The organism is Actinomyces faecalis, assembly GCF_013184985.2.
Taxonomy (GTDB): Bacteria; Actinomycetota; Actinomycetes; order Actinomycetales; family Actinomycetaceae; genus Actinomyces; species Actinomyces faecalis.
Window position 1 is genome coordinate 2,237,553 of record NZ_CP063418.1, and the last position, 24,272, is coordinate 2,261,824.

The window sequence follows — 24,272 nt, forward strand, 5'->3', positions numbered from 1 at the left end:
ACGTCTCAGTGCTCGACCTTGTCGAGCTTGAGCATCTTGGCGATGACGACGTCAAGGTCGTCGTCCTTCCAGATCTTCTTCCAGTCCTCCTTGATGATCGCCTCGCGACCGTAGTCCATCGCCAGCAGGCAGGCGTCGGAGAAGGGGTTGGAGCCACGCAGGGCGTTGGTCAGGGCGATGTAGATGTGCCCGTAGAAGATGGCCTTGACAGCGTCCTCGGGGATTCCGATCTCCTTGACCGCGTAGTCCATCGAGTCCTTGAGGAACTGTCCGATCATGCAGCCGGTAGTCTCAACCAACGTGGGCTCCAGCTGGGCGAGCTGGTGCACAGTGACCCAGTGGACGTCGATGACAGGGGCGTACTGGGCACGGATGACGGCGTCAGCGACCTCCTTCTGGCGGTCGGTCGCGTCCTCGACAGCCGCCACGACCTCCTGCGGGGCGCTGATACCGCCGAAGGTGTCGTTCCACTGGTCACCCTCACGCTCGAGGAAGACAGAGGGGTGGCAGGGGTGGGCACAGGCCAGTGCCACGCCGTCGGCTCGGGCGATCAGCCCGGCGTAGGCGGCAGCCGGGTCCAGCGTGAGCAGGACCGAGCCGGGACGCATCAGCGGCACGACGGTCTCGGAGACCGGCCCAAGAGCGATGTCCGGCACAGCCAGGATGACGACGTCGCACTCAGCGGCGACGTCCTCAATCCTGCTGATCTCGCGTCCCAGCTCCTTGACCGCGGCCTGGCCGCGCTCAGAGGACTCGCAGTAGTAGATCGTGGCGTCAGTGAGGTTGAGGTTGTTGGACACACGCGTGCCCATCTTGCCGGCGGCGCCGACGACGGCAATCCTCAGGGAGGGGTCAAGCTCCACGGTCTTGCCGTACAAGGGGTTGAGGGTCTTCGAGTCAGTCATGACAGGTCCTTTCTGAGACTGGGCATCGTTGCCAGGTCGAAGGTGAACGGGACTATCAGCCACTGCGCCGCGCCACGTGCGCGCACAGGGCCCACCGCGGCCGGTTCCGTTCAGCACCGGCCGCGGAGCTTGTGGGACGGACGGGCCGCTACCGCGCGGCGGCCCTCAGGTCCAGGAGCCTGCGGACCGCGGTCTCGGTCCAGCTGCGCTCCAGGGCGATGGTGGTCTCGATATCGCCTTGCCAGGGCACCCAGTGCTCGACGACGGCGCTCGGCCGGTCCGGGTCGCTGCCGCCCGCTCCCGAGTCGCCGTAGACGGCTTGGATCTCGGCGTCCAGGTCGAGCAGCCCTTCACCCAGCCGGGCTCCTGCGTACAGGAAGCCGACCCAGCCCTCGTTACGGGTGAAGGCGAAGTCCTTCACGTGCAAGTTGGTCACCAGGCCGGAGGTCTTGGCCATGACCGAGTCCGGTGTCTCCAGAGCCGAGACGCAGTTGGCCGGGTCCAGGCAGATTCCGACTCGCTCGGAGTCGACCGCTCTGACGACCCGTACCAGGTCGTCAGTCGGGACCTGCTCATAGGTCTCCAGAGCAAGGGTGACGTCCGCGGCCTCCAGCACCGGCACGAGCCTTCGCAGCCGGTCCACGACAGGCTCCAGACCGCCCGCGACCTCAGTCGCCTGGACCATGGAGCGCAGCAACCTGACCCCCAGCCTCTGCGCCCGCCGGACGTAGGCGCTCAGGTGTTCCAGGCCGGTGCCACGTGTCCCCAGCTCCAGCTCAACGTCAAGGCTGCGGGCACGGTCCGCCACAGCGTCGAGCCCTTGGTCGTCATAGTCCTCGATGCGAGGATCGTCGCAGATCTGGAAGACGTCGCAGCCGAGCTCCTTGGCCCAGTCGATCATGGCCTCGATCCCCAGAGGGTGGGGACAGCGCTCGTTCCACTCCCAGAACAGGGCATAGGTTCCGATTCCGACGCGCATGGTCACCTCATCGTGAAGCACAGGTGTCTGTGAAGATATCGGTCAACCACATACGCATCATTGCGTGATGGAGACCACTGACACGCACGAAGATAGTGCCAATCATGCAATTGGTCAACCAGATTGGTTGACCAATTTGATCTCCTGCTGAGCCTTCTCGCGTCCCCTACGATCAGGGCATGTCCTTCCCACCTCCTCCCAGCGCGGACGACTCCGCGCCACTCGGCTCCTCACGAACCGCCGAGCAGCTCCTGGAGCTGATCCTCGAGTCGGGACTACGCCCCGGCGACCGGCTGCCCGCCGAGCGCACGCTGGTCAACCAGCTGGGCGTGGGGCGCTCTGCCGTCAGGGAGGCCATCCGAACTATCGAGTTCCTCGGCCTCGTCGAGACGATCGGCGGATCAGGGACCTACGTGCGCAACTCGGTCAACAACCTGCTTCCCACTACCCTGAAGTGGGGAATGATGCTCTCACGTGGACAGACCGAGGACCTTCACCAGGTCCGCGCCGCCTTGGAGGTCTCTGCCGTCGAGGTCGCTTCACGGCGCTACAACCCCCAGACCCTGGCCGAGCTCGAGTCCTTCATCACCCAGCAGGAGGGGGCGCTGGAGGACCCGGCCCACTTCGTGGAGGCCGATGCCGCCTTCCACCTGCACATCACCACCGTCGCCGGCAACGCCATCCTTGCCGACCTCCTGGTGACCACCCGCTCACTCCTGCGCGTGTGGGATGAGCGATCGGTCCATGATCCCGCCGACATGCGGGACGCCCTGCGCGAGCACGCCATGATCGTCAAGGCGTTGAAGAACGGGGAAGCCGCCAACGCTGCCGCAGCCATGCGCCTGCACATGATGACGGCCCAGACCCGCCTGCTGGCAGCAATACCGACCGAGCAAGAGGCCGGCCCCTACTCCCATCCGATATCCGGACCCCTCGCCACCACCGCGCACGGCGGGATGCTGTCCCGCATCCCGCCCGCACCCACCCATTGAGACCCGAAGGCAAGGGCGCTGACGTATGCTGTGGTTGACCACTTTCCTAGATAATATTTGATTCCACCACAGACAAAGGAGTCCTGTATGAAGCTCGCATTCGGGTGCGACCCCAACGCCACCGACCTCAAGGCCGTCCTCATCGAGGAGGCCAGGAAGCTCGGCCACGAGGTGGTCGACTACCCCTCCGAGGACCCGATCTACGCCAACGTCGCCATCGCGGTGGCCACCGACGTGGCCGCCGGCAAGGCGGACCGCGGCGTCCTCGTGTGCGGCACCGGCATCGGCGTGTCCATCGCGGCCAACAAGGTCCCCGGCGCCTACTGCGCCTGCGTGGCCGACGTCTACCAGGCACAGCGCGCCAGCCTGTCCAACAACGCCAACCTCATCTCCATGGGCTCCCAGGTCGTGGGCACCGAGAGCGCCAAGGTCTTCCTGCGTGAGTACCTGGCCGGGCAGTTCGACCCCAACGGCCGCTCCGGCCCCAAGGTCGAGCGCATCTGCGAGTTCGAGCGCACCCAGGCCTGACCACAGACCCCTCCCCACTTTTGTTCTCCCCTGATACTTTTGGGGCGGGAACACCACTCTCCCGAGCGCGGGGCGTGCTGCGCACAGTTGAGCCAGCACGCCCCGCGCGGGAGGATCAGCACAGTCGGGGCAACACTCATCGTCGCCCCACCCACGACTAAGGAGCCTCAAACGATGAGCCCTGCCCCCTTCTCTCTGACCGATGACGACCGCAAGGCCATCGTCGTCTCCAAGGCGCTGGCGGCTGACGCCGTCGAGAAGGCCGGATCCGGTCACCCGGGTGCCGCCATCTCCCTTGCCGGCGTCGCCTACCTGCTCTACCAGTACGAGATGACCTCGGACCCCGCCAATCCACACTGGCTGGGCCGCGACCGCTTCGTCCTGTCCGCCGGGCACGCCTCCGTGCTCCAGTACATCCAGCTCACCCTGGCGGGCTACGGCCTGGAGGTCAGCGACCTCAAGCAGCTGCGTCAGGCAGGCTCCCTGACCCCTGGCCACCCCGAGTACGGCCACACCAAGGGCGTGGAGACCACCACCGGCCCACTGGGTGCGGGCCTGACCAACGCCGTCGGTCTGGCCATGGCCGCCCGCCGTGAGCACGGCCTGTTTGACGCCACCACCCCGGCCGGGGAGTCTGTCTTTGACCACTTCGTCTACACGATCATGGGCGATGGCTGCCTCCAGGAGGGAGTGTCCGCCGAGGCCGCCTCCCTGGCCGGCACCCAGCAGCTGGGCAACCTCATCGCCATCTACGACGACAATGACATCTCCATCGAGGGTGACACCGACATCTCCTTCACTGAGGACCCCTCCGCCCGCTTCGCCGCCTACGGCTGGCAGGTGCTGGACGTGGACTGGAAGAAGGGCGGCACCTACCACGAGGACCTGGAGGCCCTCCACGACGCGCTGGAGGAGGCTCGCGCCGAGACCTCGCGCCCCACTCTCATCCGCCTGCGTACCATCATCGCCTGGCCCTCCCCCACCAAGCAGGGCACGGCCGGCTCCCACGGCTCCAAGCTCGGCACCGACGAGGTCGCCGGCCTCAAGGAGGCCCTCGGCCTAGACCCGTCCACAAGCTTCGACGTCCCCGCTGACCTGCTGGACTACACCCGTGGGCACGCGGCCGAGCGCGCCAGGGCTGCTCGCGAGGACTGGGACGCACGCTTCGAGGCCTGGAAGTCCGCCAACACCGAGGGCGCGGCCCTGCTGGAGCGCCTAGAGGCCCACGCCCTGCCCGAGGGCCTGGCCGACGCACTGCCCTCCTGGGGGCTTGGCGAGTCGGTGTCCACCCGCTCCGCCTCCGGCAAGACCCTCACCGCCCTGGCTCCGGTCATGCCGGAGCTGTGGGGCGGCTCGGCCGACCTGGCCGGCTCAAACAACACCTCGATGGCCGGCGAGCCCTCCTTCCTCCCGGCCAGCCTCGCCCGGAACGAGGGGGACGGCCCCTACGGCCGCACCCTCCACTTCGGCATCCGCGAGCACGCCATGGGTGGCATCCTCAACGGCATCGCTCTGGACGGCCTGACCCGCCCTTACGGCGGCACCTTCCTGGTCTTCAGCGACTACATGCGTCCGGCCGTCCGACTGGCCGCCCTCATGGGCCTGCCCTCGACCTTCGTGTGGTCCCACGACTCCATCGGCGTGGGCGAGGACGGTCCCACCCACCAGCCGGTCGAGCACCTGGCCGCCCTGCGTGCCATCCCGGGCCTCGCCGTCGTCCGCCCGGCCGACGCCAACGAGACCGCGGCTGCGTGGCTGGCGGTCCTGGAGCAGCGCGGCCCTGCCGGACTCATCCTGAGCCGCCAGAACCTCCAGGTCGCGGCGACCCCGCAAGCGGCCCGCGAGGGCCTGCGCAAGGGCGCCTACGTCCTGGCCGAGGCCACCGACGCCTCCGGCGCCGAGGTCAGCCCCGCCGTTGTTCTCGTGGCCACCGGCTCCGAGGTGGGCGTGGCGCTGGGCGCCCGCGAGCTGCTGCAGAAGGAGGGCACCCCCGCACGCGTGGTCTCCGCACCCTGCCTGGAGTGGTTCGACGCCCAGGACGAGGCGTACCAGGCCTCCGTCCTGCCCCAGGACGTCACCAAGGTGGCCATCGAGGCGGGCATCGCCATGGGGTGGCGCGAGTACGTGGGCGACGGCGGCGCGATCGTCTCTCTGGAGCACTACGGAGCCTCGGCCCCGGGCTCGCTGCTGTTCGAGGAGTACGGCTTCACGCCCGAGCACGTGGCTGAGGTCGCCGCTCAGGCTCTCAGCAGGGCCTGACACCCCCGTTTGGCCCTCGGGTCACGGATCCCCCGCAGGCGGGGCTGCCACGACGGCGGCCCCGCCTGCTTCCTGTAGTCACCATGCGGATTTTGCCAACAAGAACCTTATGTATTAGGTTGAACTTACTTAGGGTCACCTTTCCTTATCTTCCCGAGAGGTAGGGACCCTCCCTGATCCGACGACTCAAGAGGCCCCATGGTGAACAAGTCCTCCGCCCTCCTTGCCCTGGCAGCAGCCTGCCTTGCCCTGACAGCCTGCGGCTCGACCCCCTCCACATCCGCCACCGCCACTGCATCCTCCACGGCCCAGGAGCAGGCCAGCGGCCCCATCACGATCGAGACGAACAACGGCCCGGTGGAGGTCACCCGTCCCGCGCAGCGCGTCGTGGCACTGGACAACCGCAGCTTCGAGATACTCGCCTCCTGGGGGGTGCCGCTCATCGCCGCCCCCAAACCCCTCATCCCCTCCACTGTCACCGCCTACAACGGCGATGAGGTGACTGACATCGGAAACCACCGCGAGCCCAACCTCGAGGCCCTGGTCGCCGTGGAGCCCGACCTCATCATCTCCGGCCAGCGCTTCAGCCAGCATGATGAGCAGATCGCCACCCTGACCCAGGGCACCCCGCTGCTGGACCTCGAGCCCCGTGAGGACCAGCCGCTGGACAGCGAACTCATTCGCCACGTCACCGCCCTGGGTCAGGTCTTCGGCAAGGAGGCCGAGGCCACCACGCTCATTGACGACTTCAAGGCCGCGCTCGCACGCGCCAAGGAGGCCTATGACGGTTCCTCAACCGTCATGGCGCTCAATGTCTCCGGCGGAGAGATCGGCTACGTGGCCCCTGTCAAGGGACGCACCTTCGGCCCCCTATTCAACCTGCTCGGCCTGTCCCCCGCCCTGACGGTCGACGGTGCCACTACCTCCCACACCGGTGACGACATCTCAGTCGAGGCCATCGCGCAGTCCAACCCGGACTGGATCCTGGTCCTGGACCGTGACGCCGCCGTCGCGGCCAACACGGAGGGCTACACCCCCGCCCAGGACGTCATCTCGGGTAACGCCGCGCTCGGCAACGTCACCGCGCTAAGCAAGAAGCAGGTGGTCTACGCACCAGCCGACACCTACACCAACGAGTCGATCATCACCTACACCGAGATCCTGGGTGCTATCGCCGACGCCTTCGAGGCCGCCGGCAAGCAGGCCTGAGACTCTCTCGCGATGGCTTCTCCCACCCAGTCCTGTCGGGCGCTGGCACCTGCCGGCGCCCGACAGGCCGTCCCAGCCCGGTCCGCACTGTGGTCCCCCGCCCTCGTCCTCGGCGTCGTCGCCGTCCTGGCGCTGCTCGCCCTGAGCCTGGCAACCGGGGAGTACTCCATCAGGTCCCATGACGACGGCTGGCAGATGTTTGGCAACGTCCGCGTGCCACGCACGATCGCACTGGTCCTGGCCGGGGCAGCGATGGCAGCTTGCGGGCTCGTCATGCAGCTGGTGACCCAGAACCGGTTCGTCGAGCCGACGACGACCGGCACCACGGAGTGGGCCGGCCTCGGTCTGCTCGTGTGCATGATCGTCCTGCCACGCGCGAACGTACTGACGCGTATGGCCATGGCCTCCATCAGCGCCTTCATCGGGACGATGGTCTTCTTCCTCCTGCTGCGACGGGTCTCGCTACGTGACTCCCTCCTGGTACCGGTCATGGGGATCATGCTGGGCGCCGTCGTGGGCGCCCTGACCACCTTTCTCGCGCTCCAGGCCGACGCCCTCCAGCAGCTCGGCATCTGGTTCCAGGGCTCTTTCACCTCGGTGTACAAGGGGCAGTACGAGGTGCTGTGGGTAGTGCTCGTGGTCCTGGCCGGGGTGGTCCTCCTCGCCGACCGCCTGACCGTGGCGAGCCTGGGCGAGGAGGTCGCCACGAGTGTGGGCGTCAGCTACCGGCACACGGTGCTGGCCGCCACCGCCCTCATCGCTCTGGCCACAGGCGTGGTGACAGTCGTCGTCGGCTCCCTGCCCTTCCTGGGGCTGGTGGTGCCCAACCTCGTGTCCATGGCACGTGGGGACGATCTGCGCTCGAACCTGCCATGGGTGTGCCTGGTGGGCATCGGCCTCGTCACCGCCTGCGACCTGCTGGCACGCACCATCATCTCCCCCTTCGAGGTCCCCGTGTCCGTAGTACTCGGCATCATCGGTGCCGCCGTCTTTTTGCTCCTCATCATTCGACGCACGAGGGCCGGCGTATGACCCTGACCTCGGCCATCCCCGCAACCCGTGGAGGCGACGCCACCGGCACCCCGCCAGCGACGCCGTCGTCCACGACAGGCCGCGAGCGCTCCTCGGGCGCCTTCCCCACTCTCACCGCACGACGGCGCTGGTGGCTGGTCTACCTGGCCATGACGGCGGCCGCGCTTGTGTGCGCTGTAGGTCTGCTGACCTGGAACAACCCGATGCCCCCCGGCTCACGCGGCTTCTGGCTCATTGCTCAGCGCCGCGCCTGGTCCGTCCTGGCAATGGTCGTAGTCGCTGTGTGCCAGTCCCTGGCCACCATCGCCTTCCAGACCGTGACCGCCAACCGCATTGTGACGCCGTCGATCATGGGCTTTGAGTCCCTCTACCGCGCGATCCACACCTCGACCGTCTTCTTCCTGGGGGCCGCAGGCCTGACAGCAGCACGGACCACAACCACCTTCGTCGGCCAGCTGGTGCTCATGGTCGGCTTGTGCCTGGTGCTGTACTCCTGGCTGCTGACCAGCAAGCAGGCCTCGATGCACGCCATGCTTCTCATCGGCGTCGTCCTGGGGGCGGGGCTGGGATCGGTGTCCACCTTCATGCAGCGCCTGCTGACCCCCAGCGAGTTCGACGTGCTGACGGCACGCCTGTTCGGATCGGTTAACAACGCTGATCCTGCGTACTACCCGATCGCGCTACCCGTGGTCGTCATCGCAGCCGCGGCCCTGATCGCCGCCTCTCGCCACCTCAACATCCTGGCGCTGGGGCGCGAGGCCTCAACGAGCCTAGGACTGGACCACCGGAAGATGTCCGTGACCGTCCTCGTGCTTGTCTCCGTCCTTATGGCCACCTCGACGGCGCTGGTGGGGCCGATGACCTTCTTCGGGTTCCTCGTGGCGACGCTGACCTACCAGATCTGCGGCACCTACGACCACCGCTACTTGTTCCCCATGTCCGTCAGCCTGGGTACAGCGGTCCTCACCAGCGCCTACTTCCTCATGAACCACGTCTTCTCCGCCCAAGGTGTGGTCTCCATCATTATCGAGGCGGTCGGCGGCCTGGCCTTCCTCGTCGTCGTCCTGAGAAAGGGGCGCTTGTGATTACCCTGACCGATGTCTCGAAGGTCTACACCTCCTGCGGGCACGCCACCACCATCGGACCGGTGGACCTGGAGATCCCCGCGGGCGGGATCACGGCTTTTATCGGGCCCAACGGTGCCGGGAAGTCCACACTGCTGACCATGGTGGGGCGTCTGCTGGGGCCCGATGCCGGGACAATCACAGTGGGAGGCCTGGATGTGCGGCGCACGCGCTCGGCAGAGCTGGCCAAGGTGGTCTCGATCCTGCGCCAGGACAACCACTTCGTCTCCCGGCTCACGGTACGTCAGCTTGTGGGCTGTGGCCGCTTTCCCTACAGCCACGGTCGCCTGAGCGAGCAGGATGAGCAGATCGTCTCCCGCTACATCGACTTCCTGGCGCTGGGCGAGCTGGAGAACCGCTTCCTTGACGAGCTCTCCGGCGGGCAGCGCCAGCGGGCCTACGTGGCGATGGTGCTGGCCCAGGAGACGCAGTACGTGCTGCTGGATGAGCCGCTCAACAACCTCGACATCGCCCACTCGGTAGAGATGATGCGCCACCTGTCCGTGGCCGCGCGCGACCTGGGACGCACGATCGTCGTGGTGCTGCACGATCTCAACTTCGCCGCCCGCTACGCGGACTGGGTGGTGGCGCTCAAGGATGGGGGTGTGGCGTACAGCGGCACGCCCGATCAGGTCATTCGCTCCGAGGTCCTCACTGAGGTCTTCGGGACCCCAATTACGGTGGTGGACGCGCCCGGCGGCCCCCTGGCCTGCTACTGCTGAAGGGGGGCTGGACCAATGGCGGCTGACACCGTGGGCGGCAGGCGCTACCCTGGCACCAAGGTGAACGTTCACATTGCGGTGCCGTCCGACGCCGGAGCCCCGGCCCGCCAGTCCTCTCAGGAGCCATCATGACCACCGTCCCTGTCCTGACCGAGCTTGACGACAGCCTCCAGGTCGCCGTCGCGGCCACCCGCGAACGCGTAGCCGCGCTCCACGCCGAGCTGCCCCGCTGGGGGCTGGTGGTGTGGACCGCCGGCAACGTCTCGGAGAGGGTGACCGTGGACCGGGGCGAGGGCCTCGAGCCAACCGACCTGTTCGTCATCAAGCCCTCGGGCGTCTCCTATGACGAGCTGAGCGCGGACAACATGGTCGTGTGCACCCTGGACGGCACGAAGATCGTGGACGGAACGCCTGAGCACCTCGTCCCCTCCTCGGACACCGCGGCGCACGCCTACGTCTACCGGCACATGGACGGGGTCGGTGGCGTGGTCCACACCCACTCCACCTACGCCACCGCCTGGGCCGCCCGACGTGAGCCGATCCCCTGCGCCCTGACCATGATGGGAGACGAGTTCGGCGGCGAGATCCCGATCGGGCCCTTCGCCCTCATCGGCGACGACTCCATCGGCCGGGGCATCGTCGAGACCCTGCGTGGCTCCAAGTCCCCCGCGGTCCTCATGGCCAACCACGGTCCCTTCACCATCGGCAAGGACGCACGCGCCGCCGTCAAGGCCGCCGTCATGTGCGAGGAGGTCGCCCGGACCGTGCACGTGGCGCGCCAGGGGGGCGAGATCCACCTCATCCCGCAGGACCTCGTCGACCGCCTCAACGACCGCTACCAGAACGTTTACGGGCAGCACTGAGACGCAGGCCCGCAGCCAGGTTCTGGCTGTCACGATTGACACCAACTTCCTCCAGGCCTCGCAGAGGGACGACGACGCAGCCAGGAGACCGTTGAGATCCTGCGGTTTTCCTGTGCCCGTTGCTCACAGTGCGCCGACACCGAGAAAATTGGCACCAATCGTGACAGCCTCTCCGTCTCTCGGAGACTGGCACTAGCCTGCTGCCATGTCTTCGACGACGACTACCGGCGCAGCTCGCAGCTCCCGTAGGAGCCGCGTGTCCTACGTGTGCACCGAGTGCGGGTGGACCAGCCCCAAGTGGCTGGGCCAGTGTCGCGAGTGCCGCGAGTGGGGCACCCTGGAGGAGTTCACCGAGGCCAGCCTCGGCAAGGGCACCGCGCTGGCTCAGCAGCCAGTCGTCCGGCCGACCGTTCCCGCCCGCCCGATCGGGGAGGTCAGCGCTGAGGAGGCCCGCGCACGCTCCACCGGGGTCGGTGAGCTCGACCGCGTGCTCGGCGGAGGGATCGTGCCTGGTGCCGTGGTCCTGCTCGCCGGCGAGCCGGGCGTGGGAAAGTCCACCCTCCTGCTCGACGTCGCCGCCAAGGCCGCTGCGGTCTCCCGCGAGCGCGGCGAGGGACCGGTCCTCTACGTCACAGGTGAGGAGTCAGCCAGCCAGGTCCGTCTGCGCGCTGAGCGCATCGACGCGATCGACCCTGCCCTGCTTCTGGCCAGCGAGACCGAGCTCGGCGCGCTCCTCGGGCACGTCGAGGCCGCCAGCCCCTCGCTCCTCGTCGTCGACTCCGTCCAGACCATCGCCTCCGCGCAGGTGGAGGGGTCCGCAGGAGGGGTCACACAGGTCCGGGCCGTGACCAGCGCACTCATCGCCGTAGCCAAGGAGCGCGCGATTCCCGTGCTCCTGGTCGGTCACGTGACCAAGGACGGAGGGATCGCCGGGCCACGCGTGCTGGAGCACCTGGTGGACGTGGTCTGTCAGTTCGAGGGAGACCGCCACGCCCGGCTGCGCCTGCTGCGCGCCGTGAAGAACCGTTACGGCCCCACCGACGAGGTCGGGTGCTTCGACCTGGGCGAACGAGGCATCGTCGGCCTGGCAGATCCCAGCGGCCTGTTCCTGTCCCAGGCCCGCAGCGAGGTGCCGGGCACCTGCGCCACCGTCACCTTGGAGGGGCGCCGGCCCATGCCGGTCGAGGTCCAGGCCCTCGTGGCACAGACAGCCGCGGGCTCGCCCAGGCGTACCACCTCTGGGGTGGACCACTCACGCGTCTCCATGGCGCTCGCCGTGCTCACGGCTCGGCTGCGGGTCGACACCTCCTCCTCAGACGTCTACGTCTCCACCGTGGGCGGGGCCCGGGCGGTTGAGCCTGCCACGGACCTGGCCGTCGCCGTCGCCGTGGTCTCCGCCGCGCAGAACCTGCCCACTCCCCCAGGGCTCGTCGCCTTTGGCGAGGTCGGGCTGACCGGTGAGGTACGAGCGACGGTCGGCATCCAGAGACGCTTGGCTGAGGCAGCACGCCTCGGTTTCGACCGAGCGATCGTGCCCCTGGCCGGCTCCCGGGAGCTGCGCCCTGTCCCAGGGCTGCAGGTCCTTCCTGTGTCTCACGTCGGGGAGGCGGTGGGAGCGGCCCTGCCACGAGGCTGACCGCACCCTGAGGACCTGTGAGCGACGCAGGTCACGACGTCCTTCTCAGCCACCCCGATACGATTCCCAGTCGGAGCCGAGCACCACCCCAGGACCTGTCCTGCTCACACCCAGGAGCTGTAGCCATGACCGATCCCCACTCCCTCATCTTGCGCGAGACCCTGGCGCTCATCGCGCCGGGAACCGTGCTGCGTGACGGTCTGGAGCGGATCCTGCGCGGACGCACCGGAGCGATTATCGTCCTCGGCTTCGATCCTACGGTCGAGGCCATCTCCTCCGGAGGCTTCGAGCTCGACGTCGACCTGTCCGCCGCACGGCTGCGTGAGCTGTCCAAGATGGACGGGGCCGTCATCGTGGACCGGGCCGCCGGGCGGATCCGACGCGCTAACGTCCAGCTGCTTCCCGACTCCTCGGTCGAGACCACCGAGTCCGGCATGCGCCACCGTACCGCTGAGCGTGTGGCCCGGCAGACCGGCTACCCCGTGATCTCCGTGAGCCAGTCGATGCAGATCATCTCGCTGTACGTTGACGGCAAGCGCCACGTCATCGAGCCCTCCGAGTCCATCCTCGCCCGTGCCAACCAGGCGCTGGCCACGCTGGAGCGCTACACCACCCGCCTCGCCCAGACCTCAGCGAGCCTGGACGCCCTGGAGATCGAGGACCTCGTGACCGTGCGCGACGTGGCCACCGCTGTCCAGCTGCTGGAGATGGTGCGCCGCATCGCCTTCGACGTCGACGGCTACGTCGTCGAGCTCGGTACCGACGGACGCCTGCTCGCCCTCCAGCACGAGGAGCTCACCCGAGGGCTCATGGCCGAGCGCGACTTCCTCCTGGCCGACTACCTGCCCGAGGACCTGGACACCTCCACCGTCGAAGCTCGCCTGAAGTGGGTGGGCTCACCCGCTCTGCTAGACCTGGCCATGGTGGCCCGCTCGATGGGTCTAGGCGGCCCGGACGGGCAGGACCTGGACGCCTCCCTGTCCTCCCGCGGCCTGCGCATCATGTCCAAGATCCCCCGGCTCCCACTGGTGACGGCGCGAGCCGTCGTCGACCACTGGGGTTCCCTCCAGGCGGTTCTGGGGGTGAGCCTGGAGGAGCTGGAGGCCCTGGACGGCGTCGGCCCCCGCCGGGCGCGCACGCTGCGCGAGGGCCTGTCCCGCCTGGCTGAGATCTCCCTGGTCGAGCGGTACTCCTGAGGCGGACCGTCGGCCGCAACACCCCTGGGCGTCGCGGCCGGGCGTGCTGCGTGCAGGCACCGGCGACAAACCGCCCACCGGGCCACAGGACGCGCTGGGACCGAGCACGCGAGGAGCTCCTGCTCCTCCCCGCCACCAGCGCTCAGACCATCAGCAGCGTGAACGCAGGCCCCAGGTCCTGGCCACCGAGCTGGAATCGCAGCTGGTAGGTCCCGGCCGTCGCGTAGTCGCCACCGCCGGAGACGCTCACGGCGCTGGGCTGGCGGCCCGCCTGGGCACTCGCCTCGACCGTTGCGCTCGGGGTAGGCGTGGGCCGGTCAGACGCCGCGGTACCAGAGCCCTCGGCTCCAGGCGTCGCGTCCGCCTGCGCCTCCTGCTCGCCCGTCTCAGCAGCCGGGTCTGGGGTGGCGGACGCAGCGGCGTCGTCCTGCTCCTCCGTCTGCCCGTCCTCGCCGGTGCCAGGCTGTACCTGCTGGTCGTCTGCGCCTGCCGGGGAAGTAGCCGCCTGGCTCGGCGCACCTCCGGCCGCGCTCACGCACGAGGACGAGGCGACCGTTCCGTCCCACCACAGGGACACGCTCGCAGAGTCACCGGCGTCCACCAGGAGCATGCGGCTAGCCGGGGTCGAGGTGCACATGGCTGAGCTCAGCAACGTTGCACCTCCCGAGGTCACGACCAGCGCGAGGTTCTGACCACCCACGTCCAGCAGGCAGGCGTCGTCGCCCTGGTTGCGCAGCGTCAGGGAGACGGTGGCCCCGGCCCCGGCGCTGACCTGCGAGGGAGCGGTGACAGAGACGTCAATATCTTGCGGCCTGCAGGCCACCGGCACCGGATAGGTCGTCGGGGTAGCGCTGGCCGCGCGCTCAGTCTCCTGCTGCCGGATCGTGTCACGCACCCATATCGCCGTCGCGATGGCGCCAAGGCAGAAGGAGGCGATCAGCGCCACGGCGACGCCGAAGACGACGGCGCGCCGCAGCCCGTAACGCGGCTGGGTCGAGCGACGTGGCCCACCGGCGCCGCCGCGGGAGGCCGACGGCGGCCGGCCAGGTCCTCCGCCACGGCCGCCCCCGCCCCCTTGGTGAGCAGCACCTCGCTGCGCGGCCCGGCGCTCGGAGGCCCGTCGTGCCGCACTGGCACGAGCACGTGCCGCTGACTCGCCTGTGCGCTCAGAGGCCGGAGCGACGACGGGCTGACCAGCCCCCGGGCGCCCGCCTCGACCGCGTCCTGCGGACGCGCCAGAGGCTCCTGCCCGCCGCGGAGCGGGCGTCCTGGAGGCCTGACCGGAAGCCGCTGTCCTGCTCCCCGAGGAGGAGCGGCGACCTGCCGTGCCGCGCTCACTACCACCTCCGCGTCGGCCCTGTGATCCCACCCCGGTCTGTCCGTCCTGCTGGCCGCGCGGGCGCAGCTGGTAGACGCGCGCACGGCGCTCCTCACCCTCACAACCGCGTCCGTTAGCCATGACGCCGACTCTACCTGCGAGTACCTCGCGCACCGGGCAGCGGCCCGCCCGGTGCCTATAGGGCCACAGGCCTCACAGCCGCCGGCACCCGCCTCAGGCGGCTGCGGCGCACGCGTGCGGGCCCTGGCCGACGTCCACGGGGACACTCTCAGGGAAGACGGAAGCTGGCGCCGTCGTCGTCAGAGGCGATGAGCCCGTCAGCCAGTAGACCGGCCAGGGCACGGGCCGGCTGCTCAGGATCCCTCACCCCGGCCCACTCGGCGGCGGCCTCGCCCCGCCCGCGCCGGCTCGTGCCCGCACGCGCTGCCTCGGCCAGGAGCTCAGCACGCGTCACCGCAGAGCCTGCCCCGGCCAGGCGCAGGCGTGCCATCACCAGCCCACGGGCCTGGCGGTCGGTGCCGTGCCAGGCCTGGCTCCGCCGTCGTCCGGCGTGCTCGTCCGCAGGCTTGCCCTCGGCCACCCACCGACACTGCCCCAGCCACGGGCAGTCCTCACAGCGCGGGTCACGGGCCGTGCACACGAGCGCCCCCAGCTCCATGACCGCCACCGACCAGCGGGCGGGATCCACCGCGCCTCCCTCTGGCGGCAGAAGAGCCTCCGCCCGTTCCCGCTCGGCACGGGTCAGGGCCGGAGCCGGCAGGGCCTGGCCCCCCGCAGCCCGTGCCAGGACGCGCCGGACGTTGGTGTCCAGCGTAAGCGCGCGGCGCCCGTAGGCGAAGGCCAGCACTGCTCCGGCGGTGTAGTCACCAACACCTGGTAGGGCAAGGAGCTGGTCGCGGTCGCACGGCAGCTCCCCTCCGTGACGTTCGACGACGGCGCGCGCTGCCTCCACCAGCCGCAGGGCACGCCGGGGGTAGCCCAGGCGCCCCCACACCAGCAGCACCTCAGCCCGCTCAGCCCCTGCCAGCGCGGCGGCGTCAGGCCAGCACCGCATCCACTCCCGCCAGGCGGGCACGACGCGGGCCACTGGGGTCTGCTGGCTCATGACCTCCGAGACCAGCACCGCGTACGCGCTCGTCCCGCTCGCCCTCCACGGCAGGTCGCGAGCGTGGACGCGGTACCACTCGACGACGACGCGCGGGTCCGGGCCGCCCAGCGCCTCCTGCAGGGGGCTCACAGCTCCAGCAGCATGCGGGAGTTGCCCAGGGTGTTGGGCTTGACCCGCGCCAGGTCGAGGAACTCGGCCACGCCGTCGTCGTGAGAGCGGACCATCTCGGTAAAGATGTCCGTGCCCACGGGGGCTCCCGCGATCGGGTGGAAGCCGTGGGCGGTGAAGAAGTCGACCTCGAAGGTCAGGCAGAAGACCCGCGTGAGGCCAAGGGCCCGGGCGCGGGCGACCAGCTCGCCCAGGAGCGCCGAGCCCACCCCACGGTGGAGGTAGTCGCTGCGCACCGCCAGGGTACGCACCTCCGCGATGTCGTCCCACATGACGTGCAGCGCCCCGCACCCGATGATCCCGCTGACCGCTCGACCGTCCGGCCCCGCGGCCGAGCTCTCCGCCACGGTGAACTCCTGGATGTCCTCGAAGTAGGCGATGAGGTCCTTGCCCAGCAGGATGCGGCGCTCGGCGTAGGGACGAACGAGCTCTGCGATGGAGCGGGCGTCCGCAGGGCGCGCCGACCGGAGCACCAGGTGGTGTCCGCCAGGGTCGCCGGCGGCCCTCTCACCACGCGGCTCATGGTGGGGTGCCGTGCTCATACCGTCTCCTTCCGGTGGGCGAGCGCGAGGACCGCACGCGCCGTGGCGTCGTCGATCACCAGGTCCGTCGCGACCCGGGCCCGCAGCGCGGCCAGCGTCGCCCGGGCCTTGCCGGTGCCTGCCACGATGCACAGTCTGCGCGGGATCCGAGCCAGCTGGACCGGGGTGGGACCGGTGGCACGCGCGTTGAGGTCGATGTCACCCCAGGTGCCGTCGCCTCGCAGGAGCACCGTGCACACGTCCCCCACCACCTCCTCGCGGCGCAGCAGCGTCATGTCCGTGCGGGACAGGTGCCCACCGGCGTAGACCTGGGAGGGCACGTCCGCCCCGAGCGAGCCGACGCCGAAGACCGCCAGACGGGCGCTGCGGGCCACCGCCAGGACGCGCTTGACCGAGCGCTCGGACCACATCGCCTGGCGCGTGGCCACCTGGTCGAAGAAGGCCGGTACGGGGAACGAGATCGTGCGGGCCCCGAGCACCTGGCCCATGCGCGTGAGCACCTCGGCGGCGCTCGGTCCCTCCCGCAGCGGGTCCGAGGCGCCGTTGAGCTGGACCACGGTGAGCCCAGGGACCTGGCGTACCGGCAGCGCCGCCGCCACCTCGCTCATCGTGGTCCCCCAGGCCACGCCGACGACGAGGCCCGGCTCAGCCGTCGCCTGGTTCTCCCCCGCGGACGCAGGCAGGGGCGAGAGCTCGGTGATGAGATCCATCATCCGCGCCGCACCCACAGCAGCCACCTGCTGGAGGCGGTGGATCTCCGTGGTTCCCTCACGCACGGGGACGATCTGGGTGCGCACCCCCAGCTCGTCGTGCAAGGCACGCTCCAGGCTGCCGGCACCGCCGGGCTGAACGACCTCGATGCGCACGATGCCCTGTGAGCGGGCACGTGACAGCAGGCGCGAGACGGTTGAGCGTGAGACACCCAGGTGACGGGCAATCACTTCCATGGTCTCGCCCTGGGCGTAGTACATGGAGGCCGCCTCATAGGCGACCAGGGCGTCCTCGGAACCAGACAGGGAGGAGGCGGTGGCGTCATCGTCCTGAGGACGGCTGGTGTGGCCGCCAATCACCTCACCGACCTGTCTCGTAGGCCGCGGCCTCAGCGGGCTGGCCATATTCCCTCCTCCACGGACCCGACATGCACATCCGTGCATCTTTCTTGCCCATTGTCACACCTGCTCGGGATGCTCGGCCACAAACCGCCAGGGCACACGCCGTCGTGCCCACCGGCCACTGTCTGCGACCCGAGGAGCATCATGAGCACCACCCGGCCCACTGCCCTGACCACTACCCAGCGCGCCGAGGCACTGGCTGCCATGAGCCAGGCTGAGGGACTTGACGTCCTCGTCGTGGGAGGCGGGGTCACCGGGGCCGGGATCGCCGTCGACGCCGCCAGCCGCGGGCTGCGCACCGGCATCGTCGAGATGGGCGACTGGGCCTCAGGCACCTCCTCCTGGTCCTCCAAGCTGGTCCACGGTGGCCTGCGCTACCTCTACCAGCTCGACTTCGCCCTGGTGCACGAGGCCCTGACCGAGCGTGGCCGCCTGCTGGAGACCACCGCCCCGCACCTGGTCAAGGCCCAGCCCTTCCTGTGGCCGCTGAAGAACCAGATCGAGCGCTCCTACTCCGCCGTCGGCATCGGCATGTACGACGCCCTGGCCATCGCTGGCGCGCACGGGCGCCAGACCGTTCCCGTCCAGAAGCACCTGGGCCGCAAGGGCACCCGCGCCCTGGCCCCCGCGCTCGACCCGTCCAAGATGGCCGGGGCCATCCGCTTCTACGACGCCCGTGTGGACGACTCCCGCCTGGTCATCGACCTGGTGCGTACCGCCGTGGGCCTGGGCGCCTACGCCGCCAGCCGCACCAAGGTCACCGGCTTCCTCAAGGACGGCTCCGGTGCCGTGCACGGGGCGGTCGTCACGGACCTGGAGACCGGCGAGAGCCACGAGATCAAGGCCACCCAGGTCATCAACGCCACCGGCGTGTGGACCGAGGACACCCAGGACCTGGCCACGGACGCCGGAGGCCTGAAGGTCCTGGCCTCCAAAGGCATCCACATCGTGGTGCCCAAGGAGGCGATCGACGCCGAGACCGGCATCTTCCTGCGTACCGAGAAGTCCGTCCTGTTCATCATCCCCTGGCCGCGCTACTGGGTTATCGGGACCACGGACACCCCCTGGAACGAGGACGTGTCCAAGCCCGTGGCCACGAGCGCGGACATCGACTACGTGCTCGACCACGCCAACGCCGTGCTGGCCAAGCCGGTGCGTCGCGAGGACGTCATCGGCGTCTACGCCGGCCTGCGTCCCCTCCTCCAGCCCCGGCTGCGTCCGGGCGCCGAGGCAGCCAGCACCAAGGTCTCGCGCGAGCACACCGTCACCCGCGTGGCCCCGGGCCTGACCGCGATCGCGGGTGGCAAGCTCACCACCTACCGAGTCATGGCCGAGGACGCCGTCGACCACGCCCTGGGCGAGGCCGGCGCCAAGGCCCACCCCTCGACGACGGCGACCCTGCCGCTGGTAGGTGCCGCCGGCTACCACCAGCTGGCCAGGCAGGCCGGCACGATCGCCCGCGAGCGCAGCTGGACCCTGGCCCGCGTCACCCACCTGCTCGACCGCTACGGCGACGAGCTGCCGGCGATCCTGGAGGCGATCGACTCCGAGCAGGGCCAGGCCGGGCGCTGGGGCGAGCCGCTGGCCACTGAGCCCGCCTTCCTGCGCGCCGAGGTCGCCTGGGCCGTCACCCACGAGGGAGCCACTCACCTCGATGACGTCCTGCTGCGCCGCGTGCGGCTGGACATCGAGCGCCGCGACCACGGTCTGGGCGCCGCTGACGAGCTGGCCGAGGTCATGGCCCCGCTGCTGGGCTGGGACGAGGAGACCGTCAAGGCGGAGAAGGCCGCCTACGCCTCGCGCGTGGAGCAGGTCCTGGCTGCCGAGGCCGAGGCTACTGACGCGGCCGCCGTCGCCCACGTGACCACGGCTATCTGACCCCCTGCCCCCAGATGGACAACCTTTCCGTCAGCCGGACAACCGTCAACCCCAGGTTTACGTTGTCTGGCTGACGGAAAGGTTGTCCGTCTCGTGGGTGAGTGGGCGAGAGGGCGAGCGTTACTCCTCAACGCCTGCCAGGCGGCTGAGACCGTAGGCGGCATGCAGGACGGCGATCGGGTGGACCGTGCGCACACCCGAGGACTTCTCGATCTGCCAGCGGCAGGTCTCGGTGTCGCACACAGCCAGCTGGTCGTTGACCTCGCGCACCATGTCGAACAGGGGCCGGCCCACGGCCTGGGCCACCTCGTACTTCTCCTTCTTCAGCCCGTAGGTACCAGCGATCCCGCAGCACGCCTTGCCTGACTCCACCGCGTGGAAGCCGGGGACCAGGTCCATGATCTCCACCGCTGGTAGACCCATGTACTGCCCCTTCAGCTGGCAGGGCGCGTGGTAGGCGACGGTAGCCTCGATGCGCCGGAAGTCGTGCGGAAGCTCTCCGACATCCTCCAGCTCGCGGAAGAACTCCGAGATCTCCACGATCCTGGTGGAGACGTTCTCCAGGTCCTCGCTTCGCACACCCATGATGTCGTGCGCCTCATGCTTGAGCATCCCGGCGCAGGACCCGGAGGCCGTGACGATCCTCAGCTCCTCGCCAGCAGCACGCAGCTGCCCGGCCAGCTTGACCACGGAGGCCGAGGCCTGCCCGTACAGGCTGTTGGACTGGGCCGCCAGCCCACAGCAGCCCTGGGGCGGGACGATGACCTCGTAGCCCAGGTGCTCAAGCACCTCGACAGTCTGCTTGGAGGTCTCGACCTCGAAGTACCCTCCGGCGCAGCCGTGGAAGAAGACCACCGGTCCGCGGCTGCCACGCGGTACCAGGGTGTCGGAGCGCGGCGTGCGCCGCCGAAGCCACCCGTGGAAGGACTGTGTCTTGGCAGTCGGCATCGGGGCGTCACGGTGGATGCCCACCACCTTCTCCACCACGGTACGGATCGGCTTGTTCGCCAGCGCGGCGTTGGCCACCGGGGCCATCGGCGTCATCACCTTACCCATGAGCGTGGTCTGGGTGATGAGCCGGTCACGCAGCGGGATCGCCCCCTTCTGCTGCTTCATGACGGCACGCGCCTGGGAGTTCAGCTCAGCGATCTTGACGCCCTGGGGACACACGCGCGTGCAGGTCCCGCACGAGGAGCAGTAGTCGATGGAGTGGTCCACGCTCAGGCCGTGACGGAAGCGCTCGGCCTGCGGGCCGACGAACTTCGGTCCGGGGAAGAGGTCGGTGACGGCAGCAACCGGGCACATGGTCTCGCAGATCGTGCACTTGACGCAGGAGTCCAGGCTCGCTCTGGCCAGGTCGTGCGCGGGCTGCTCGACGGCGAACCCTCCCGAGCGCACGTGCTGCCCACCGGCGCCGGGAAGGGGAAGGTCCCATCTGGTGGCAAGGGCGTCGACGTCGAACATCAGTAGGTCTCCTTTGTCATCTCAGGTCCGCCAGCCGATGGAGGCGCCGACGACGGCGTCCTCCCGGCTCCCTCATTCGCTTCCCCACCCGTGGCCTCGGCCTCAGCCAGGAGCGAGTCGGTGGCGGCCCGGGCCGAACCGAGCGCGATTCCCTCTCCTGAGCACTCGCTCCAGCGCACGGCGCCGGCCAGCAGTCCGCCGACGGCGCGCAGACCGTCCAGGACCGGCTCTCCGTCGGGGCCGATCGGACGCATCTGGGAGTCGGTGAGCACACCGACGCGGAACAGGCCCTGGGGCTTGCCCCAGTAGTCGTTGTGGACCAGGCGACGCAGGTTCTCCTCGCCATCGTCCACCACCCCGGCCACAGGCAGGCCGAGGACGGTCTCCCTCACCTGCCCGTGGGAGTCCAGCGTCAGCGCCCCGGACTCGAAGCCGCCGGTGGCCAGCACAAAGGCACCTGCACGGTGAGTCAAGGTACGGCCGGCAGCCGCACTGGTCACACTGACCAGCCGCCCGTCGCGAACCTCGGCACTGACGACGCCAGCCCCCTGGACCAGGCGCACGCGCTCGTCAGAGGCCAGGCGTGCCAGCCGGTTCTCCAGGCGCAGCCCGGGCACCGAGGGCGGGGGCAAGGGGATCTCCCCCACGGGGGCTCCCAGGCGCTGGGAGAGCCAGGAGAAGACCTGCGGGTCCTCCATCCCTAGGACGGCCGGCAGCAGGACGGTCTCCCCCTCACGTACGTGGCCGCTCAGGGCCTGGACCAGGCTCTCGCGTGCCGGGGTGCGGTCCAGGGCGCGGGCGTGGACCAGGCCGCTGGAGTCCTGCTCACCATCGCGTACCTCGAGATCGATCGTCAGAGCCCGGGCCTGGACCCTTCCACCGCCGGGCAGCTCCGTGCGGTTGAGGTTGCCGGCCACGAGCTCAGGGGTCAGGTCCTTCAGCCGGCGCAACCCCACCACCAGGTAGCGCCCACCATCAGTCAGGACGCTGTCCTGCATGGAGGGCGGGACCAGGAAGCTGGGACGCACGGCTCCCACAGCGGTGGGCAGCCAGAGGTTCTCAGGCCCGGCTGCGCCGTCATCCTGCCTCCAGGTCAGCAGTTGAGGGCCCACCAGCGCGGCGAAGTCCTCCACGCCGCGCACCACGGCCTGGCGGCCGATGGTGAGGTAGGGGTGCCCGGCAGGCAGGAGCCCTCCGTCCTGGATCTCACTCAGGGGCCGGGCCACCGGGCGCCGGACCATGCGCTCGCTGTCCGTGGCCCCGCCCGCTGGGCCGCAGGGGCCCGCCGCGCCACCAAGGCGACCGAGCACGTCGATCGTGCCGGTGGACAGAGGTAACCCGCCCACCCCCTTGGTCACCAAGGTGACGGTAGCGCCAGCCCGGCGCAGCCACAGCGCGGTGGCGTAGCCGGCGATACCGGCTCCGACGACGACGACGTCACTGCTCATGCCAGAACCTCCTGTCCTCTCGCAGATGATTCGGTCCCGGTGGCGACCGGTGAGATGGTGGGCAGGGCGCTGCCTGCCAGCACGGGCGGGTGGGACAGGGCCTGCTCAGCAGCAGCCTGCTCGTCCGCGGTCGCCATGCCGTCCTCGGCGTCCACCAGAGCGGTGGCCACGGCCGATGGTGCAGGCGCTTGTGGCAGGTCCTCGATGTCGAGGGTCCCCTGGAGCATCCAGAAGTCCAGTGCCGTCTCTCGCACCTGTTCCCCGTGCAAAATGGTCCACAGGCCGATCCAGCGGTGACGCAGGAAGGTCTTGAGGCTCTCCGAGGCATCGGCAGCCGAGTACCCCGAGCAGCAGGCTCGCAGACCCGCCACCCGTGGGGCACAGAAGCCCCCCTGGCACGGCCCCATGGCCACCCGGAGCTGGCGGCGCAGGTCATCGAAGGAGGCGTCAGGCTGCTGCTCCATGAGGTCGGTGACCGCCTTCCGCCCCACCAGCTCACACTCGCAGATGGTCTGGTCCCCCAGGCGGTTGTCCTCCCGCTCCCCCAGGCGGTGGGTGATGTGGTAATTCGGTGTGCCGACGCTGCCGGGGACCTCCTCCTGCGCCGTCCGGCAAGGGGCGGTGACCCCCAGCTCGGCGCACATGGCGTCCACGGCGTGCTGGGCCATCAGGCGGTAGGTGGTGAGCTTGCCGCCGGCCACCGTGATCATGCCGGCCAGCCCCTCGGCCCGGGCGTGGCTGATCACTGTCATCCCTCGGCTCATGTGGCGCGTGTCATCGGAGGAGACGGAGGTGTCCAGGACGAGCGGGCGGGCGCCAGCCCAGGCGTGCAGAGCACGGACCTGGCGGAAGCCAGGGATCAGGACCTCCCCGGCGTCGAGCATCTGGGCAACCTCCTGGCGGGGGATCGCCAGGTGGTCAGGGTCCTCGGCACGGCGGTCGGTGGTACCGATGATGGAGACGGTGTGGTCGGGCACGATGATGTCCCCGTCAGCGGGGTGGACGCAGCGGTTGACCACGTGGTTGACCAGACGGTGGTTCATCGCGATCATGACGCCCCGGCCAGCGGCGATCTTGACCGAGGTCGATCCGGCCATCGTGGCCAAGCGCCCGCCCCAGGGGCCGGCGGCGTTCATGAGCATCCGGCAGCTGACGGTCAGCTCCTCGCCGGTCTTGACCCCACGGGCACGCACGGCCACCACGCGGCGGCCCTGCCCCTCGCCCTCGACGATGACATCGGTGACCTCGTGATAGGTCAGCACCTGAGCGCCATAGGCCTGAGCCGAGCGGGCCGCGCCCCAGACCATCTGCCAGCCGTCAACGGCGCCGTCATGGACGCGGAAGGCCCGTTTAATGCCCGGGTTCAGGCGTGGCTCCAGGCGCAGGGCCTCAGACAGGCTGATCTCCTCAGCCGGCACCCCCGTGGCACGGGCACCGGCGATGAAGTCGTCAGAGAAGGCGAGGTCGTCCTCGGGCGTGACGACGAACAACCCTCCCACCCGTTCAACGGCGGAGGAGTGGATGCGTGAGACGATCTCGTTCTCCTGGGCGCACTCCGTAGCCGACTGGGGGTCGGAGACCACGTAGCGTCCACCTGAGTGGAGCAGGCCGTGGAAGCGTCCGGACGTGCCCTGGGCCAGGTCCGCCCTCTCTAAGAGCACCACGCTCAAACCTCGCATCGCCGCGTCCCGGGCTATGCCGACTCCCGTCGCACCGCCTCCCACGACGACGACGTCGGCACTCAGGCTCTTCATGCTGGACCTCCTCG

Annotated in this window: 20 protein-coding genes; 11 read left to right on the forward strand and 9 right to left on the reverse strand. The window is 69.4% G+C overall.

The genetic code is table 11. The features are described 5' to 3' along the window. Nucleotides 1-5: 5 nt before the first annotated feature. Nucleotides 6-905: a phosphogluconate dehydrogenase C-terminal domain-containing protein gene (locus HRL51_RS09625; RefSeq protein WP_172191514.1), complete on the reverse strand. Its 900-nt coding sequence runs from the start codon at nucleotides 903-905 to the stop codon at nucleotides 6-8. A 148-nt stretch (nucleotides 906-1,053) separates the two neighbouring features. Then, nucleotides 1,054-1,884 (reverse strand): sugar phosphate isomerase/epimerase family protein, encoded by an 831-nt coding sequence (locus tag HRL51_RS09630; protein ID WP_172191516.1) that lies wholly within the window; start codon nucleotides 1,882-1,884, stop codon nucleotides 1,054-1,056. Nucleotides 1,885-2,063: 179 nt separating this feature from the next. On the opposite strand from HRL51_RS09630, the gene HRL51_RS09635 reads away from it, so the two are divergent. The 10 genes from HRL51_RS09635 (at nucleotide 2,064) to disA (ending at nucleotide 13,445) form a co-directional block, all read left to right on the forward strand. Further along, nucleotides 2,064-2,876, forward strand: a complete 813-nt coding sequence (locus HRL51_RS09635) for a FadR/GntR family transcriptional regulator (protein ID WP_172191518.1) — start codon at nucleotides 2,064-2,066, stop codon at nucleotides 2,874-2,876. An 87-nt stretch (nucleotides 2,877-2,963) separates the two neighbouring features. Then, nucleotides 2,964-3,404, forward strand: coding sequence for an RpiB/LacA/LacB family sugar-phosphate isomerase (locus tag HRL51_RS09640; RefSeq protein ID WP_172119468.1), 441 nt, complete (start codon nucleotides 2,964-2,966; stop codon nucleotides 3,402-3,404). A gap of 174 nt (nucleotides 3,405-3,578) precedes the next feature. Next, nucleotides 3,579-5,663: a transketolase gene (gene tkt / locus HRL51_RS09645; RefSeq protein ID WP_172191520.1), complete on the forward strand. Its 2,085-nt coding sequence runs from the start codon at nucleotides 3,579-3,581 to the stop codon at nucleotides 5,661-5,663. A 198-nt stretch (nucleotides 5,664-5,861) separates the two neighbouring features. Continuing rightward, complete coding sequence (locus HRL51_RS09650) at nucleotides 5,862-6,872, forward strand: siderophore ABC transporter substrate-binding protein (RefSeq protein WP_172191522.1); 1,011 nt, start codon at nucleotides 5,862-5,864, stop codon at nucleotides 6,870-6,872. Nucleotides 6,873-6,884: 12 nt separating this feature from the next. Continuing rightward, the gene (locus HRL51_RS09655; RefSeq protein WP_172191524.1) at nucleotides 6,885-7,904 is read left to right on the forward strand and encodes an ABC transporter permease; all 1,020 of its coding nucleotides are present in this window, start codon (nucleotides 6,885-6,887) and stop codon (nucleotides 7,902-7,904) included. Next, nucleotides 7,901-8,989: an iron chelate uptake ABC transporter family permease subunit gene (locus HRL51_RS09660; protein ID WP_172191526.1), complete on the forward strand. Its 1,089-nt coding sequence runs from the start codon at nucleotides 7,901-7,903 to the stop codon at nucleotides 8,987-8,989. The genes HRL51_RS09655 and HRL51_RS09660 overlap by 4 nt, the downstream gene beginning before the upstream one ends. Next, on the forward strand, nucleotides 8,986-9,750 hold the full coding sequence (locus HRL51_RS09665; protein WP_172191528.1) for an iron ABC transporter ATP-binding protein: 765 nt from the start codon (nucleotides 8,986-8,988) through the stop codon (nucleotides 9,748-9,750). Before HRL51_RS09660 ends, HRL51_RS09665 begins: the two co-directional genes overlap by 4 nt. 128 nt (nucleotides 9,751-9,878) lie before the next feature. Then, on the forward strand, nucleotides 9,879-10,613 hold the full coding sequence (locus HRL51_RS09670) for an L-ribulose-5-phosphate 4-epimerase (protein ID WP_172191530.1): 735 nt from the start codon (nucleotides 9,879-9,881) through the stop codon (nucleotides 10,611-10,613). Nucleotides 10,614-10,818: 205 nt separating this feature from the next. Next, nucleotides 10,819-12,249: a DNA repair protein RadA gene (radA, locus tag HRL51_RS09675; RefSeq protein WP_172191532.1), complete on the forward strand. Its 1,431-nt coding sequence runs from the start codon at nucleotides 10,819-10,821 to the stop codon at nucleotides 12,247-12,249. Between the two features lie 125 nt (nucleotides 12,250-12,374). Continuing rightward, entirely contained in the window at nucleotides 12,375-13,445 is a 1,071-nt protein-coding gene (gene disA, locus HRL51_RS09680) for a DNA integrity scanning diadenylate cyclase DisA (RefSeq protein ID WP_172119460.1), read from the forward strand. A 142-nt stretch (nucleotides 13,446-13,587) separates the two neighbouring features. Here the strand turns inward: disA and HRL51_RS09685 are convergent, their stop codons facing one another. The 4 genes from HRL51_RS09685 to HRL51_RS09700 form a co-directional block, all read right to left on the reverse strand. After that, nucleotides 13,588-14,904 carry a hypothetical protein gene (locus HRL51_RS09685; protein WP_172191534.1) on the reverse strand — a complete coding sequence of 439 codons (1,317 nt, stop codon included), beginning with the start codon at nucleotides 14,902-14,904 and terminating at the stop codon, nucleotides 13,588-13,590. A 148-nt stretch (nucleotides 14,905-15,052) separates the two neighbouring features. Continuing rightward, nucleotides 15,053-16,021 (reverse strand): HhH-GPD family protein, encoded by a 969-nt coding sequence (locus HRL51_RS09690; RefSeq protein ID WP_218957632.1) that lies wholly within the window; start codon nucleotides 16,019-16,021, stop codon nucleotides 15,053-15,055. Beyond that, a complete protein-coding gene (locus HRL51_RS09695) occupies nucleotides 16,018-16,602 on the reverse strand; it encodes an amino-acid N-acetyltransferase (RefSeq protein WP_172119458.1) in 585 nt (194 codons plus the stop codon). The genes HRL51_RS09690 and HRL51_RS09695 overlap by 4 nt, the downstream gene beginning before the upstream one ends. Next, nucleotides 16,599-17,717 carry a sugar-binding transcriptional regulator gene (locus HRL51_RS09700; RefSeq protein ID WP_413228060.1) on the reverse strand — a complete coding sequence of 373 codons (1,119 nt, stop codon included), beginning with the start codon at nucleotides 17,715-17,717 and terminating at the stop codon, nucleotides 16,599-16,601. The genes HRL51_RS09695 and HRL51_RS09700 overlap by 4 nt, the downstream gene beginning before the upstream one ends. A gap of 141 nt (nucleotides 17,718-17,858) precedes the next feature. Here HRL51_RS09700 and HRL51_RS09705 point away from each other — a divergent pair, with 141 nt between their 5' ends. Continuing rightward, nucleotides 17,859-19,592 carry a glycerol-3-phosphate dehydrogenase/oxidase gene (locus HRL51_RS09705; RefSeq protein ID WP_172119457.1) on the forward strand — a complete coding sequence of 578 codons (1,734 nt, stop codon included), beginning with the start codon at nucleotides 17,859-17,861 and terminating at the stop codon, nucleotides 19,590-19,592. A 120-nt stretch (nucleotides 19,593-19,712) separates the two neighbouring features. On the opposite strand, the gene HRL51_RS09710 is transcribed toward HRL51_RS09705, so the two are convergent. Genes HRL51_RS09710 through glpA form a run of 3 tightly spaced genes read right to left on the reverse strand, consistent with a single transcriptional unit; the run spans nucleotide 19,713 to nucleotide 24,258 of the window. Further along, nucleotides 19,713-21,056, reverse strand: coding sequence for an anaerobic glycerol-3-phosphate dehydrogenase subunit C (locus HRL51_RS09710; protein ID WP_172119456.1), 1,344 nt, complete (start codon nucleotides 21,054-21,056; stop codon nucleotides 19,713-19,715). After that, entirely contained in the window at nucleotides 21,056-22,504 is a 1,449-nt protein-coding gene (glpB, locus tag HRL51_RS09715; RefSeq protein WP_172191536.1) for a glycerol-3-phosphate dehydrogenase subunit GlpB, read from the reverse strand. The genes HRL51_RS09710 and glpB overlap by 1 nt, the downstream gene beginning before the upstream one ends. After that, nucleotides 22,501-24,258 (reverse strand): anaerobic glycerol-3-phosphate dehydrogenase subunit GlpA, encoded by a 1,758-nt coding sequence (glpA, locus tag HRL51_RS09720; protein ID WP_172191538.1) that lies wholly within the window; start codon nucleotides 24,256-24,258, stop codon nucleotides 22,501-22,503. Before glpA ends, glpB begins: the two co-directional genes overlap by 4 nt. Between the last annotated feature and the right edge of the window lie 14 nt (nucleotides 24,259-24,272).

Coding starts and splice junctions, on each gene's coding strand:
- HRL51_RS09625 (WP_172191514.1), bottom strand. CDS start 905: ATGACTGACTCGAAGACCCTCAACCCCTTGTACGGCAAGACCGTGGAG.
- HRL51_RS09630 (WP_172191516.1), bottom strand. CDS start 1,884: ATGCGCGTCGGAATCGGAACCTATGCCCTGTTCTGGGAGTGGAACGAG.
- HRL51_RS09635 (WP_172191518.1), top strand. CDS start 2,064: ATGTCCTTCCCACCTCCTCCCAGCGCGGACGACTCCGCGCCACTCGGC.
- HRL51_RS09640 (WP_172119468.1), top strand. CDS start 2,964: ATGAAGCTCGCATTCGGGTGCGACCCCAACGCCACCGACCTCAAGGCC.
- tkt (WP_172191520.1), top strand. CDS start 3,579: ATGAGCCCTGCCCCCTTCTCTCTGACCGATGACGACCGCAAGGCCATC.
- HRL51_RS09650 (WP_172191522.1), top strand. CDS start 5,862: ATGGTGAACAAGTCCTCCGCCCTCCTTGCCCTGGCAGCAGCCTGCCTT.
- HRL51_RS09655 (WP_172191524.1), top strand. CDS start 6,885: ATGGCTTCTCCCACCCAGTCCTGTCGGGCGCTGGCACCTGCCGGCGCC.
- HRL51_RS09660 (WP_172191526.1), top strand. CDS start 7,901: ATGACCCTGACCTCGGCCATCCCCGCAACCCGTGGAGGCGACGCCACC.
- HRL51_RS09670 (WP_172191530.1), top strand. CDS start 9,879: ATGACCACCGTCCCTGTCCTGACCGAGCTTGACGACAGCCTCCAGGTC.
- radA (WP_172191532.1), top strand. CDS start 10,819: ATGTCTTCGACGACGACTACCGGCGCAGCTCGCAGCTCCCGTAGGAGC.
- disA (WP_172119460.1), top strand. CDS start 12,375: ATGACCGATCCCCACTCCCTCATCTTGCGCGAGACCCTGGCGCTCATC.
- HRL51_RS09685 (WP_172191534.1), bottom strand. CDS start 14,904: ATGGCTAACGGACGCGGTTGTGAGGGTGAGGAGCGCCGTGCGCGCGTC.
- HRL51_RS09695 (WP_172119458.1), bottom strand. CDS start 16,602: ATGAGCACGGCACCCCACCATGAGCCGCGTGGTGAGAGGGCCGCCGGC.
- HRL51_RS09700 (WP_413228060.1), bottom strand. CDS start 17,717: ATGGCCAGCCCGCTGAGGCCGCGGCCTACGAGACAGGTCGGTGAGGTG.
- HRL51_RS09705 (WP_172119457.1), top strand. CDS start 17,859: ATGAGCACCACCCGGCCCACTGCCCTGACCACTACCCAGCGCGCCGAG.
- HRL51_RS09710 (WP_172119456.1), bottom strand. CDS start 21,056: ATGTTCGACGTCGACGCCCTTGCCACCAGATGGGACCTTCCCCTTCCC.
- glpB (WP_172191536.1), bottom strand. CDS start 22,504: ATGAGCAGTGACGTCGTCGTCGTCGGAGCCGGTATCGCCGGCTACGCC.
- glpA (WP_172191538.1), bottom strand. CDS start 24,258: ATGAAGAGCCTGAGTGCCGACGTCGTCGTCGTGGGAGGCGGTGCGACG.